Annotated in this window: 12 protein-coding genes, 1 riboswitch and 1 other annotated feature; of the genes, 4 read left to right on the top strand and 8 right to left on the bottom strand. The window is 51.9% G+C overall.

What is annotated here, in order from left to right; genetic code table 11:
• The first annotated feature begins 82 nt into the window (after nucleotides 1-82).
• Together FED52_RS12390 and murB are read left to right on the top strand one after the other, a co-directional pair.
• Nucleotides 83-733 carry a diacylglycerol/polyprenol kinase family protein gene (locus FED52_RS12390; protein WP_034780817.1) on the top strand — a complete coding sequence of 217 codons (651 nt, stop codon included), beginning with the start codon at nucleotides 83-85 and terminating at the stop codon, nucleotides 731-733.
• Nucleotides 734-887: 154 nt separating this feature from the next.
• Nucleotides 888-1,808, top strand: a complete 921-nt coding sequence (gene murB, locus FED52_RS12385) for a UDP-N-acetylmuramate dehydrogenase (RefSeq protein ID WP_138860055.1) — start codon at nucleotides 888-890, stop codon at nucleotides 1,806-1,808.
• Nucleotides 1,809-1,897: 89 nt separating this feature from the next.
• On the opposite strand, the gene ald is transcribed toward murB, so the two are convergent.
• From ald to FED52_RS12365, 4 genes are all read right to left on the bottom strand, one after another.
• Nucleotides 1,898-3,028 (bottom strand): alanine dehydrogenase, encoded by a 1,131-nt coding sequence (gene ald / locus FED52_RS12380; protein WP_138860054.1) that lies wholly within the window; start codon nucleotides 3,026-3,028, stop codon nucleotides 1,898-1,900.
• A gap of 131 nt (nucleotides 3,029-3,159) precedes the next feature.
• Nucleotides 3,160-4,383 carry a PucR family transcriptional regulator gene (locus FED52_RS12375; protein ID WP_138860053.1) on the bottom strand — a complete coding sequence of 408 codons (1,224 nt, stop codon included), beginning with the start codon at nucleotides 4,381-4,383 and terminating at the stop codon, nucleotides 3,160-3,162.
• A 101-nt stretch (nucleotides 4,384-4,484) separates the two neighbouring features.
• A complete protein-coding gene (locus FED52_RS12370; RefSeq protein WP_138860348.1) occupies nucleotides 4,485-4,910 on the bottom strand; it encodes a divergent PAP2 family protein in 426 nt (141 codons plus the stop codon).
• Nucleotides 4,911-5,026: 116 nt separating this feature from the next.
• Entirely contained in the window at nucleotides 5,027-5,968 is a 942-nt protein-coding gene (locus tag FED52_RS12365; RefSeq protein ID WP_114164846.1) for an oxygen-dependent tRNA uridine(34) hydroxylase TrhO, read from the bottom strand.
• A 222-nt stretch (nucleotides 5,969-6,190) separates the two neighbouring features.
• Here FED52_RS12365 and FED52_RS12360 point away from each other — a divergent pair, with 222 nt between their 5' ends.
• Nucleotides 6,191-6,841 (top strand): TVP38/TMEM64 family protein, encoded by a 651-nt coding sequence (locus tag FED52_RS12360; RefSeq protein WP_138860052.1) that lies wholly within the window; start codon nucleotides 6,191-6,193, stop codon nucleotides 6,839-6,841.
• A gap of 21 nt (nucleotides 6,842-6,862) precedes the next feature.
• On the opposite strand, the gene FED52_RS12355 is transcribed toward FED52_RS12360, so the two are convergent.
• Together FED52_RS12355 and FED52_RS12350 are read right to left on the bottom strand one after the other, a co-directional pair.
• Nucleotides 6,863-8,164 carry a Na+/H+ antiporter NhaC family protein gene (locus FED52_RS12355; RefSeq protein WP_138860051.1) on the bottom strand — a complete coding sequence of 434 codons (1,302 nt, stop codon included), beginning with the start codon at nucleotides 8,162-8,164 and terminating at the stop codon, nucleotides 6,863-6,865.
• Between the two features lie 52 nt (nucleotides 8,165-8,216).
• Nucleotides 8,217-8,312: riboswitch (SAM riboswitch) on the bottom strand.
• Between the two features lie 96 nt (nucleotides 8,313-8,408).
• Entirely contained in the window at nucleotides 8,409-10,088 is a 1,680-nt protein-coding gene (locus tag FED52_RS12350) for a GGDEF domain-containing protein (protein WP_240731268.1), read from the bottom strand.
• 152 nt (nucleotides 10,089-10,240) lie between these two features.
• Nucleotides 10,241-10,453 (top strand) — a binding site (T-box leader).
• Nucleotides 10,454-10,505: 52 nt separating this feature from the next.
• Between FED52_RS12350 and argS the strand changes: the two genes are divergently transcribed.
• Nucleotides 10,506-12,188 carry an arginine--tRNA ligase gene (argS, locus tag FED52_RS12345; protein ID WP_034780833.1) on the top strand — a complete coding sequence of 561 codons (1,683 nt, stop codon included), beginning with the start codon at nucleotides 10,506-10,508 and terminating at the stop codon, nucleotides 12,186-12,188.
• Between the two features lie 37 nt (nucleotides 12,189-12,225).
• On the opposite strand, the gene FED52_RS12340 is transcribed toward argS, so the two are convergent.
• Both FED52_RS12340 and FED52_RS12335 read right to left on the bottom strand, forming a co-directional pair.
• Nucleotides 12,226-12,804 carry a metallophosphoesterase family protein gene (locus FED52_RS12340; protein WP_138860050.1) on the bottom strand — a complete coding sequence of 193 codons (579 nt, stop codon included), beginning with the start codon at nucleotides 12,802-12,804 and terminating at the stop codon, nucleotides 12,226-12,228.
• Nucleotides 12,801-13,292, bottom strand: coding sequence for a YajQ family cyclic di-GMP-binding protein (locus FED52_RS12335; RefSeq protein ID WP_138860049.1), 492 nt, complete (start codon nucleotides 13,290-13,292; stop codon nucleotides 12,801-12,803). Before FED52_RS12335 ends, FED52_RS12340 begins: the two co-directional genes overlap by 4 nt.

The following is a 13,292-nucleotide window of genomic DNA, read 5'->3' as shown; positions in this document are numbered from 1 at the left end:
TGTTTGAAAAGGAAGCTAGGCTATCGCCTGATTAAGGTATAATGGAAACGTATAAAAAAATGTAGATAAAGGTGGTCCAACGATGAATGAATGGGTCAGTTCCATCCTGTCCATCGTCATTGTCCTGGTGTTTCTCGTCGGTCTTGAACAGATTGGCAAACGCCTCGGCTGGACGGATGAGACAATTCGAAAGAGTGTACATATCGCGGTCGGCCATTGGTCGCTGCTTGCAGTCTGGTTAATGGAGACTTGGTACGTCGCAGCCGTCCCGCTCGTCTTCTTCACGTTTGCGAACGCATTGCTTCTTTATAAGAGTCCGTCACCGGTCCACCAGACGGAGCGCAAATCACTCGGTACCGTCTATTATCCGATCGCCTTGCTCGTCATCCTGTACTTTTTCTTCGAATCGGAGCCGCTCGCTTTTTTGGCCGGATCGCTCGTTTTGGCGTGGGGAGATGGGTTGGCCGCTCTGATTGGACGTAAATATGGTACAGTGACGTACGACTTATACGGACAGAAACGCTCGTTTCAAGGGAGCATGGCCATGTTCCTCAGTTCGTACGCTGTCCTCTTTTTATTGTTTTTGTGGGATGATGTTCCACTTTGGCAAGTGGTAACATATGGATTCATCATTTCCATTATCGCTACGTTGACAGAAGCGATTTCGTATCGGGACTGGGATAATTTCACAATTCCTATCGTGGTGGCAGTAGCTACATCATTATTGCTATAAACTAATTGCTTCGTTGTAAAGAAAACGTTGCTTGTCACCCCTGTCAAAGATTTGTATACTGTGTTTCGTACTGAAATCATTCAGTGACGTGTTTGCCTCTCTCTTGACGAACCGAGGCATGCTTAAAATAGAACGTAAAGGATTGAGGCAACGCATGAGCTTTTTAGACCAACTACTTACTATCATTCCGGCCGATCGCGTCAACCAAGACGAACCACTGTCGGCACACACGTATACAAAATTAGGCGGGAAGGCCGATTATTTCGTGGCCCCGCACACGTACGAGGAAGTACAAGCCGTGCTTGAACTTGCTCATCGCGAGAGCGTCCCGTTCATGATTCTCGGGTTTGGATCAAACTTGATTGTCCGTGACGGCGGCCTTCGCGGAATCGTCTTGAACTTGAACGAGTTGAAAACGATTCGTCGCGATGGGAATCAATTGATCGCCCAAGCCGGCGCGGCCATCATCGATGTGTCACGCCAAGCGCTCACCGAGGAACTATCAGGCTTAGAATTCGCCTGTGGCATCCCGGGGACGGTCGGTGGCGCGGTCTACATGAACGCAGGCGCCTACGGTGGAGAGACGAAAGACGTCATCGCGAGCGCGGTCGTCTTGTCACCAGCAGGCGAACTCATGACGCTCACGAAAGAAGAGCTCGACCTCGATTATCGGACGAGCCGAGTTTCTAAAGACGGGCTGATTGTCCTCGAAGCGACGTTCGAACTCGAGCCGCTCGGCTATGAGGCGATCAAAGAAGTGATGGATGACTTGACGCACAAGCGCGAGTCGAAACAACCGCTTGAATACCCATCGTGTGGTAGCGTTTTTAAACGACCGCCTGGTTATTTTGCCGGTAAATTGATTCAAGACTGCGGCCTGCAAGGGAAGCGGATTGGCGGGGCGGAGGTCTCGCTCAAGCACGCCGGATTCATCGTCAATATCGATGAAGCGACGGCGACTGAATATATCTCGCTCATCCGTCACGTCCAAGCGACGGTGAAGGCGAAGTTCGAGATTGAGCTTGAACCAGAAGTCAAAATCATTGGTGAGGATATCGCCGTCGAAAACGCATAAGCACGAAAACGCTCGAACCAACCGGTTCGAGCGTTTTTTGATGATGTGACGACATAAAAACCGACAGAACTATTCTGTCGGTTTGGTCCTTACGCTTGTAATTGTTTTGTGACCGCTTCAGCAGGCGCCACGAACGTGTAGCCGAGGTCACGCGCGACAGCCTCATACGTGACTGTCCCGTCGATGACATTCAAGCCTTTGAGTAACGCCGCGTTTTCACGAAGCGCCGGGAAAATCCCTTTTTGAGCGCACTCGACGATATACGGCATCGTCGCGTTCGTCAAACCGAGCGTCGACGTCCGTGGGACAGCACCTGGCATGTTGGCGACGGCATAGTGTTGGACGCCGTAGCGCTCATACGTCGGTGCGTCATGCGTCGTAATATGGTCGATCGTCTCGCAAATCCCGCCTTGGTCGATGGCGACGTCGACGATGACCGACCCAGGTGACATCTGTTGCACCATTTCTTTTGTGACGAGTTTCGGTGCTTTCGCGCCTGGGATGAGGACGGCACCGATGACGAGGTCACTGTCCGCCACTTGTTTGGCGATATTGTAGCTGTTTGAGATGAGCGTATTGATCGTGTTGCCGAATTGGTCGTCGATTTGGCGAAGACGGGCTGGGCTGATGTCCATGATTGTGACGTTGGCACCGAGGCCGATGGCGATGCGGGCTGCGTTCATCCCGACGACACCGCCCCCGATGACGGTGACGTTCGCACGTGGTACGCCAGGCAAGCCTGACAAGAGAATCCCTTTTCCACCGTGCGGTTTTTCAAGGATTTGGGCCCCGATTTGAGCGGCCATCCGTCCAGCCACTTCGCTCATCGGCGTGAGGAGCGGCAACGTGCGGTCGATCTCAACCGTCTCGTAAGCGATCGCCGTCACGCCTGAATCGACGAGTGCTTTCGTGAGTTCTGGTTCGGCTGCCAAGTGCAAGTAGGTGAAGAGCGTCAAGTCCGGACGGAAATAACGATATTCAGACGGTTGCGGTTCTTTTACTTTCAACGCTAATTCGACGTTTCCCCAAACGTCTGCGGCTGTGTCGACGATTGTCGCCCCTGCATCGACATACTCCATGTTCGTGAAGCCGCTCCCGACACCGGCTTCCGTCTCGACGAGAACCTCGTGTCCAAGCTCAGTTAATACGGCTGTACCCATCGGCGTCAAGGCGACGCGGTTTTCATTGTTTTTGATTTCTTTCAATACCCCGATTTTCATGTAAAGTTCCCCTTTCTCTCTACTGACACAATTTGTTCACACCTCTAGTATAGACCCATCCGAAAACGCTGTCTTTAGCATGGATTCTAAAAATGACAATGCCCACTTTGTGAAAAATCACAAAGCGGGCATCAATCATCTTGTCGGTATTGGCCTGCCTTGATGGCGAGGTAAACAGCGGCTCGTTCGGGCAGTGAGACTTGCGTAATATTCGTCAGTTCCTCGATGCGGCGAATCCGATAGAGCACGGTGTTCGGGTGGATGTGAAGATGGGAGGCGACGCGTTTGACGTTCCCGTCAAAATAGAAATACCACTCGAGCGTCGTGACGAGCTCGGTATGATGGGCGACATCATATGCCTGCAAACGCTCGATGGTCGGATGCGTTTCGAGCCGAAGCCCGATTCGGCGAGCGAGATCTGGGACGAGCTGATAAATCCCAATTTGTTCGAACGTGTGCGTCGCGGCAAGCTCATAGGGGAATTTCCGACGAAGCGACGTGACCTGTCGTGCTTCTTCCATCGCGGCATACAGCGTGTCGCTCTCAAAGAAACGACGGCTGACGCCTAAACGTGGATCGACTTCCGTGAATTTCTCTCGGAGCTGTGTCTCGAAGCGATTGGCCCACTGCAAAAGTGCCGTCTCTTCCTCGGCTAACTCCGATTTCATATAATGCCAGACGAGGAGCTGTTGACCATCGATGGCGTGCAGCACGACCTCGATCGCTTGTTGGGTCGCGAGAACATAAAACAATCGCTCCGCCAGCTGTGGGGTGATCGGTTGGCTGCACTCGATGATGGTGAGTCGGCTGGCGACAGCAATCGGAGCGAGTTCATTCAAACGATCGCGATGAGCGGACGACAAATTGGGGCTGGCCAACACCTCTAAAAAGAAACGCTCGAGCTCGGCATCGATGCGCCGCTCATGCATGGCGATGGTCATGAGCAATTTTTTAGCGATGCTCGCGCCTTCTTTTAACACAGTGAGCTCTTGTTCCGAGAACGGGGTCGTTCGGGCGAGGCTCCAAATATAACCGAGCACATCGTCCTGTTGTTTGATAACGACAGCGGCACGTTCGCCTAAACCGACAGCCATCCGGGCTGGGATGACGACCGGTTCGTCTCGGTCGATCACTTCTTGCAGGATTCCACTTTCCCATAAGTCCTCGATGACCGCTTCCGGCACACGACGGCCGATGATGGTCGCGATGCGGGCCGGGTCGGTCGAGTCGGGGTGGGTGCTGTAGGCGAGCAACTGATGGTGGCGATTTTCAATCGTGATTGGGGCCCGAATCGCTTGTCCGATTGCTTCGGCGAGCGTATCGAGCGATTCATAAGATTTCTGCAAAAAAGGCATGTCGATTCCTCCTCTCTCTCACTATACCGTCTCTGTTGTGAAAGTTCACAAAAAGATAGAGTGTTTTGAGAAGAAGGGGCGACATGCCTCTAAAATTCAGCTTAAATCGGGAAAAATAATCCGATGACGAGACCGAGCAGGGCACCGACGATGACTTGGAACGGGGTGTGCCCGACGAGCTCATTTAAGATGGGCGTCTCGTGCTTGATGCCTTTGAAGTAGTCGTTCAACAAGCGGGCCTGGAACCCGACCGCCTGACGCACACCGGTCGCATCGTACATGACGATCGTCGCGAAAATCAAGGCGAGCGCGAACATACTGGAATCGAGCCCTTCGATTCGACCGATGACGGTCGCTAGAGCGACGACGGTCGAGGAGTGAGAACTTGGCATCCCACCCGAGGCAAACATGATTTCTAATTCAAAATCGCGTGTTTTAATGAGTTCGGTTACGAGCTTGGCTGCTTGTGCGATGAACCAAGCGAGCAAGGCGGCGAGTAAAGGTTCGTTAAAGAGCAATCGATTCACTTCCTGTCTGACAATGGTATCTACACTATACCCGATTCTGTCATCGGCTAGACGTAAAGTTTCTGTCAAAAAAGCACCCCGAGCGTAGGCTCGAAGTGCTTTCTGGTCGATTTTTGTTACCCGACGACGCCTTCAGTCTCCTGAAGTTTGTCCGCGATATTCTCGATGATATAGCGGTTACGTGGATGCTCCTGGCACTCTTTCGAGCATGAACGCATTTGTTTCGGTTCACACTCTTCACAACAGAAGTGTTGGGCATTACACACCGGGTTGGCACAATTAACGTAGCGGACCGTCTTCGTTCCGCAGTGCATGCACTCCGAAACAACGGACGGGTTGACCGTGTTGACCGGGACGTTGATGCGCTCGTCAAAGACGTAAAGCTCACCTTCCCAGTCTTCGCCTTTCGTGGCTTCGTCTTTGCCGTACATGGCGACGCCGCCTTTTAGGTGGAAAATGTTGTCGTGACCTTGGTCACGCATATATGCGGTAAATTTCTCGCAACGGACGCCTCCGGTACAGTACGTGAGTAAGGTTTTCCCTTCGTAGAGGTCCTTGTTCTCTTCGAGCCAATCTGGCATGTAACGAGAAGCCTCTACGTCGATTTTGATCGCATTTTTAAAGTGACCAAGATCGTACTCGTAGTTGTTACGAACATCGAGGATGACGACATCGTCGCGATTCATCATCTCTTTCCATTCTGCCGGTTCGAGGTACGCACCGTGCTGTTTAGGAACGTCGAACTCACCATCAAAGCGCCACGTCACAAGCTCTTTCTTATGACGGACAAAGATTTTTTTGAACGCATGCTCTTCGACTTCATCGATTTTGAACTCGATATCGCTGAAAAGCGGGTTCGCTTTCAAGTCGTTCATGTATTGCTCGGTCTGTTCCCAAGTCCCAGAGCACGTTCCGTTGATTCCTTCGGAAGAAATCAAGATCCGTCCTTTGATGCCAAGGTCCTTACAATACTTGAGGTGCTCTTGTGTGAGCGTTTCTGGGTCTTCGATGTTGACGTACTTATAGTACAGCAAGACCCGCATTGGTTTTGTTTCCATGTTATTACTCCCCTGTGTTCAGTTTTTTGCAGGAAAACGAACGTTGGGTTGTGTCGTTCGACGAGCGGACTTGCCTGCAACCACAAGTCCATATTATATGATAGATATCACAGCGAAATTTCGCAAATACTTTTTATTTTTTTTACTGGCGTGCAGGGGGATGCGTCTTGCTGAGCGAAATCGGGTAAAAGGTATTAATGAAAGTCGAAGGTGGAAACTGATATGCTCACATCACTCCAACAATGGATTATCCAACTGATTGAATGGCTGCAAGAGCTTCCGGGAGGCCCATGGGCGGGACTAGGGGCGCCGTTCTTTGAAGCGATCTTTCCATTTCTTCCGCTCGTCCTCATCATTTCGGCGAACGCGGCCACGTATGGGTTCTTGCTCGGGACGTTATTATCTTGGGTCGGTAGTTTACTAGGGACGATTCTTGTCTTTACAGCCGTCCGTTACGTATTCCGTAAACCGATGACACGATGGCTTGAAAAACATAAACAAGGGGTATATTGGCTGGAACGCATCAACCATATGAGCCCGATCTCGCTTGGGTTTTTATATTCGCTCCCGTTCATCCCGGTCAGTTTGATCACATACTTACTCGCCCTCATTCAAATGCCGCTTCGGACATTCATCATGGCGGCGGGGTTCGGGAAACTGCTTGTCGTCTTGATTTTTTCGGTCATTGGTGACCAGTGGGAAGAGTTTATTCAAAGTCCGTTCCGCTTATCGATGCTTGGACTGTTACTGTTTATTCTTTGGGCGATCAGCCGTGGTCTCGAGGAATTGCTCAAGCGGCGCGCCTTCAAAAAACGCAACGAACAACTTCAACGTGAACGTGAAACGAAACGTCAAACGACCCTTCGAAGCTAGTGCTTCAAAGGGTCGTTTTGGTTAGGCGCGCTTTTTGAAACGCGGGAAGTTAAAGACGATGGCCAGCCCTCCGCAAATGAAGAGCAGGAATGGATAGAACATATACGGGACGAGCGCTGGTGACGCCGTATTCGTCAATTCGGCGGCGATGAGCAACTGTGCCCCATAAGGCAACAGGCCTTGGACGCCACACGAGAAGATGTCGAGCACACTCGCTGATTTCTTTCGCTCGATGTCATACGTATCGGCGATATTGGCGGCGAGCGGACCGGCCACAAGAATCGAGATCGTGTTGTTCGCCGTCGCGACGTTGGTCGCGCTGACGAGCCCGGCGATGCTCCATTCGGCACCGGCACGTTTTTGAATCCGCGACGTGAGCGCGTCACGCAAGTAAGTGAGCCCGCCGTTATGTGAGATGAGTCCGACGAGTCCGCCCATGAGGAGCGTCAAGAGCGAAATCTCGGCCATACCCATCATCCCGTCTGCCATAGCCGTGACGTATGAAGTGACAGCCAAACTCCCATCGATCAAACCGATGATGCCGGTCAAGGCGATCCCGCCAAGCAAAACGAGAATGACGTTCAACCCGGTCAAGGCGAGAGCGATGACGGCGAGGTATGGAATGAGTTTATACCATTCGAACGCGGCTGCATCGACAGTCGATTCTCCACTCGATAACACCGATAAGAGGACGATTGTGATAAGGGCGGCCGGGAGGACAATCCAAAAGTTGGTTCGGAATTTGTCACGCATATTGGTACGCTGGGTCCGGACGGCAGCGATTGTCGTGTCCGAGATGAACGACAAGTTGTCCCCGAACATGGCACCACCGACGACGGCAGCCGCCGCGATGGCGATATTGACGCCACTTTCTTCGTGGATACCGAGCGCGATCGGGGCGAGGGCGGCAATCGTGCCCGTCGACGTTCCCATCGCCATCGAGATGAATGCCGAGATGACGAATAAACCGCTCAGTAGAAGCGAGGACGGTAAAAATGTCAGCGCCGCATTGACGGTCGCGTCGATTGCGCCGATTGCTTCGGCGACACTCGAGAACGCTCCGGCGAGCAAGAAGATGAAGACCATGATTAAAATGCCGGGGTTCCCCGCACCTTGGGCGACACGCTCGACCGTCTGAGTGACGCTGCCTTTCGTCATCAACGCCGCGACGATGACCGCGATCAACGCCGCGATCAGGACCGGGAATTTATAAAAGTCGTTATAGTAGATGCCTGCCCCGATAAAGAAGACGAGGAAGACGAGCAAAGGCAAGAGTGCCCATTTATTAGCTGTCGGTTGTTCCAATCGATTCACCTCATTCATAAAATAAAAAGAGAGCCTTCTGAAAAAAGGCTCTCTCTACAAGAAAACACTTTTTTCATCTTTCGAGCAGACTGCTCGCTGGATTTGGCACAGGTTACCCGCTGCCGAGACGTCACTGGGCCAGTCCCTCAGTCTCTCTCGATAAAAAAGTTGTGATATTTAATTATAAGACACGTTCCCTAACGTACTTGTTTCAAATCCGCTTGTCAATAACAAACCCCCACGCGGTGAACGTGGGGGTGAGTCAGGTCGTTAAGAAATTGTAATGGGCGACGCGGTTGCGTCCGGCGTACTTCCCGCCGACGTAGAGGGCCCGGTCAGCGTTACGAATCGTATCGTCGAGGCGTTTGTCACCGAACGCCTGAATCGTGTCGACACCGATCGAAGCGGTGACGGGGATATCGATCCCGTCGACGTGGAACGGTTTGTTCTCGATTTGTTGCCGGATTCGTTCGGCGATTTCGATTGCCTGTTCGACATCGCAACGGTTCAATAGCAAGATGAACTCCTCGCCGCCATAACGGGCTGCGAAATCATCGGTGCGGAGCACTTGGCGGATGCGGCGGCCAAACTCTTGGAGCACGCTGTCTCCGACTTGATGACCGTGCGTGTCGTTGATTTTTTTGAAGAAGTCGATATCGAGCATCGCGACGGAAATCGGATACATCGAGCCGTCCGAGATTTGTTGAATCCCGTATTCATAAAAAGCCCGCGCATTGGCAAGCAACGTCAAGCTGTCCGTCCGGCTCTCGGTATAGAGGCGGTCACGTTCATGACAACGGCTAATCGTTCGATTGAACGATTTGAGCAGTTTGACGATCTCACGTTGGATGGTCGGGGGATACCCATAGACGTGTTCACCCGTCATGACGAGCCACGTGCGGATGCCTTCGATTTCCTCGGAACGGACCGAGATGAAGCTATGATAGTCTTCATCGAACTCGTTCGATAGCGGGGCGTCCCATTCAAAGCGCATCTCATACTCGACCGAGGCTTCGTTCGGATAGGTGGCATCGAGTAAATCAAAGACGACGTGGCGATCGATCGGCTGGCGCGTCTTCAAATCAAAGTAAAGCGTGCGGTCGAACAGTTTGAACTCGACGAACCCTTCGTCGTACTCGTTGAGTCGTTCACATTGACTGAGGAACACCTCAATCGCTTGCGCTTCGCTCTGCGATAACGACACGGCTTCTTTTGCCTCGTCATACTGTTCAATCAACGATTTAAAGGCGTCTTGCCGGCCTTTTTGGATGATGAGCCGCTTGATGAAGAACGTCAACGCGGCAGCGATGCTGCTGACGACGAGTAAATTCGTCTCCCGGAACAACGAGGCCGCCAAAATGAAGACGAGACTGACGATATACGTATAAAACGCGATGCTCAGAAAATCGCGGACCGGGATGTCGACGCGGAACCACCAACCGACTTGATACTTTTGCACGACCGTGTTCAAGATGATGGCCAGAATCAAACCGGCGAGCGGCAGGAACGAGTCTTGAGAATAGAAGCCGAGACCGGTCACACCACCAAGCGCCAAGTAAACACCGGCTGGGATGGCAATCTCCAAGAAAGACGTGATGGCGTTCCAAGGATACGTGAAGCGGAAGCGTCGAAGCGCGATGCGCGGTTTCAAGTTGACGAACTGGAAGACGAGGAGACCAATCTGATTGACGAAAAGCGCCGTCTCGAAATCAAAAAACAAGAAAATGATGAGGACGATACTTTCCGAAAACGTGAAGTAGACGCCTTTCCGTTCGATGGAGTCCATTTGAAAAATGATGACAAGGAGCGCGATCAAGATGAACGGCAACGGCTCGATGGCGGGTATGTTCAATACGTCTGTGGCGAACAAGGTGATCGTCGATATGAGTAAAACACTCCATATGCTCCAACCAAGGACGGACATCTTGCGAAAATGGTTCATGGTTCCCTCCTATGTGGGAAAATTCGATATGTATGGTAGGAGATTCGGCACAATCATGCCCGAGTCCTGCCTATTCATCATAATGGCGGAATTCTAGCATTGAGTCTATATGAAATATCCTCTATAATGAAATTGCTTTTCAACCACATAGACGAAAGTCGATGAAAAAGAGAGTAACGATCGTTCCGTCAACAAAGCGACCTAGGGATTGGTGAGAGCCTAGGCTGACAAACATCGCGAAACGCACTTTTGAGATGCTGCCCGAACCTTAGTAGGCGTAGCCGGGGGACCCCCGTTATCACCGATAAAGCGGTCTGCGTCAAGCAGGCAAGAAGAGTGGTACCGCGGGCCATCCCGTCTCTTTGCATCTGTGCAAAGGGCGTTTTTTTTATGAAAATTTTATAAGGAGGAATTGTAATGAGTTATGAACGCAAATATGCGGAAGCCTTGTCCCGTGTCATCGGGGACGAGTTGACGCTTGACCAAATTGAAGCTCTAATTGAAAAACCAAAACATGAGGCACACGGGGACCTTGCTTTCCCTTGCTTCCAACTCGCGAAAGCCTACCGGAAAGCGCCGGTCATGATCGCGACTGATATCGCGAACGATTTGAACGATGAATTGTTCACAAAAGTCGAGGCGGCTGGACCATACGTGAACGTCTTCTTGAGCCGTGACGTCGTGTCACAAGAAATCATCAACATGGTGCTCGACGAAAAAGCGGACTATGCGACGCATGCGACACGCAACGAGACAATCGTGACCGACTTCTCGTCACCGAACATCGCCAAACCGTTCTCGATGGGACACCTCCGTTCAACGGTAATCGGGAACGCCATTAACCAGATTGCCCGTAAAAACGGCTACGACGTCGTTGGGGTCAACCACCTTGGGGACTGGGGGACACAGTTTGGAAAACTGATGGTCGCCTATAAAAAATGGGGCAACGAGGAAGCGGTACGTGAGCATCCGATTGCCGAATTGTTGAAGCTTTACGTTCACTTCCATGAAGAGGCGAAGACGCAACCGGAACTTGAGGACGAAGGCCGTGCTTGGTTCAAGAAACTTGAAGACGGCAACGAAGAAGCGACAGAGCTATGGACATGGTTCCGTGACGAGTCGCTCAAAGAGTTCCAAAAAGTCTACGACTTGCTCGGCGTCGAGTTCGACAGCTTCCACGGGGAGGCGTTCTACAACGACAAGATGGACCGCATCGTCGCCATGCTCGAAGAGAAGAACCTTCTCGTCGAAAGTGAAGGGGCGATGGTCGTCTCACTCGAAGACGAGAACTTGCCGCCATGCTTGATTAAAAAGAAAGATGGCGCGACGCTTTACGCGACACGTGACTTGGCAGCGGCCGTTTATCGTCATGAGACGTATAACTTCGTCCAAGCGAACTACGTCGTCGGCGGCGAACAGGCGCTTCACTTCAAGCAGTTGTTCTCGGTCCTCCGTAAACTCGGCTACGACTTCGTCGATGGCATGCACCACGTGCCGTTCGGTTTGATTTTGCAAGAAGGGAAAAAGATGTCGACACGAAAAGGTCGCATCGTCTTGCTCGAGGAAGTGCTGAAAGAAGCAATCGAGAAAGCTCAAGGCAACATCGCCCAGAAGAACCCAGAACTTGCGAACGCGGACGACGTGGCACGTATGGTCGGTGTCGGCGCGGTCATCTTCCACGACTTGAAGAACGAGCGCATCAACAACATCGAGTTCGACCTCGACAGCATGCTCAAGTTTGAAGGCGAGACAGGCCCGTACGTGCAGTACACGAACGCGCGTGCGAACTCGCTCCTCCGTAAGGGCAACTACGACGGCTCGACATTCACGGGTGCGGATGATGACCACACGTGGGGCGTCGTGACGATGCTCAACGCGTTCCCACACGTGATCACACGTGCCCATGAGCGCCGTGAACCGTCGATCATCAGCCGTTACGTCCTCGACTTGGCGCAATCGTTCAACAAGTATTACGGCCATGTCCGTGTACTCGAAGAAGATGCTGGTAAACAGTCGCGTCTCGCCCTCGTCAAAGCGGTGACGATCGTATTGACAGAAGGACTCCGTCTGATCGGTGTTCAAGCTCCAGAAGAAATGTAAGCACAAATAAGGGACCCTTTTGAGGGGGTCCCTTTTCCTATGCCTTCACTCGTGTGACTGTCCGGTTTTTTGTATCGTACAAACACCATTCCCGGTCGAAGATGACAGCGCCGACGTTGATGACGTACCGTTTTTTCTTCAATGTGAACGGTTTCCCGATTTCCCAGGGAATCGAACGGCCTTTCCGGTAAATCCCCGGGACATGGCTGTGGCCGATAAAGACGAGCGGATACTTGCCTTTCTCGACAATCGGTTCCCAGTCCGGACTCCAATTCAATTGATGGCCATGCAAGAACAACGCCTCATCGAGCGTCGTCTGTTCCGGTAATAATGAAATCCGCGTCTTAACTGGATGCGACACGACGAGCACCTCGTCAATCCGTTCTTCTTGATTGCCACGCAGGCTCGGGAACGTGAGCAGCGCCTCGTAATCCGGATCGTACGTCACGACGTCGGACACTTCGTGGAACCGTTCGTTCCGTCGCTTTTTGCCAATGTGGCATTCATATAAATCGCCGAGGCAGAGGATATGCTCCGTCTCACGCCGGACCGACTCGAGGACGGCCTTCAAATCATCAAACGAACCGTGCGGGTCACTGATGATGGCGAGCTTCATCGGTAGTTCGTAAATTGGGCATCGACAGACAATTCGAGCTCACGGACGAGCTGCATGACGGCTTGGAGGTCATCGCGTGACTTGGCCGTCACACGGATTTGATCGTCTTGGATTTGCGACTTCACTTTCAATTTTGATTCTTTAATGGCGTTGTTGATTTTTTTCGCATCGTCTTTATCGATGCCGCTCTTCAACTTGACGCGCTGACGGACGGTGCCACCGAGGGCGCGCTCGATTTTTTGGTAGTCGAGGTTTTTCGTCGGCACGCCGCGCTTGATCAATTTCGAGATCAGGACGTCCTTCAATTGCTCGAGCTTGTAGTCGTCATCCGATACGAGGACGAGGTCGCCGTTGTCGAGTGACATCTCACTCTTCGATCCTTTAAAGTCGTAACGGTTTAAAATTTCTTTCTCGGCGATTTGGATCGCGTTCTTCACTTCTTCCAGGTTCATTTCTGACACAATATCAAAAGAATTGTCTTTTGCCAT

The sequence above is a fragment of the Exiguobacterium mexicanum genome (assembly GCF_005960665.1).
Classification (GTDB): domain Bacteria; phylum Bacillota; class Bacilli; order Exiguobacteriales; family Exiguobacteriaceae; genus Exiguobacterium; species Exiguobacterium mexicanum_A.
Note: the sequence above shows the minus strand (reverse complement) of the source record. Positions and strands in the feature narration are given on the sequence as shown.

What these genes read in the sequence shown, in the direction of transcription:
- FED52_RS12360 (WP_138860052.1), top strand. Translation starts at nt 6,191, where the DNA reads ATGCTCACATCACTCCAACAATGGATTATCCAACTGATTGAATGGCTG.
- FED52_RS12390 (WP_034780817.1), top strand. Translation starts at nt 83, where the DNA reads ATGAATGAATGGGTCAGTTCCATCCTGTCCATCGTCATTGTCCTGGTG.
- FED52_RS12335 (WP_138860049.1), bottom strand. Translation starts at nt 13,292, where the DNA reads ATGGCAAAAGACAATTCTTTTGATATTGTGTCAGAAATGAACCTGGAA.
- FED52_RS12375 (WP_138860053.1), bottom strand. Translation starts at nt 4,383, where the DNA reads ATGCCTTTTTTGCAGAAATCTTATGAATCGCTCGATACGCTCGCCGAA.
- ald (WP_138860054.1), bottom strand. Translation starts at nt 3,028, where the DNA reads ATGAAAATCGGGGTATTGAAAGAAATCAAAAACAATGAAAACCGCGTC.
- FED52_RS12340 (WP_138860050.1), bottom strand. Translation starts at nt 12,804, where the DNA reads ATGAAGCTCGCCATCATCAGTGACCCGCACGGTTCGTTTGATGATTTG.
- argS (WP_034780833.1), top strand. Translation starts at nt 10,506, where the DNA reads ATGAGTTATGAACGCAAATATGCGGAAGCCTTGTCCCGTGTCATCGGG.
- murB (WP_138860055.1), top strand. Translation starts at nt 888, where the DNA reads ATGAGCTTTTTAGACCAACTACTTACTATCATTCCGGCCGATCGCGTC.
- FED52_RS12355 (WP_138860051.1), bottom strand. Translation starts at nt 8,164, where the DNA reads ATGAATGAGGTGAATCGATTGGAACAACCGACAGCTAATAAATGGGCA.
- FED52_RS12365 (WP_114164846.1), bottom strand. Translation starts at nt 5,968, where the DNA reads ATGGAAACAAAACCAATGCGGGTCTTGCTGTACTATAAGTACGTCAAC.
- FED52_RS12350 (WP_240731268.1), bottom strand. Translation starts at nt 10,088, where the DNA reads ATGAACCATTTTCGCAAGATGTCCGTCCTTGGTTGGAGCATATGGAGT.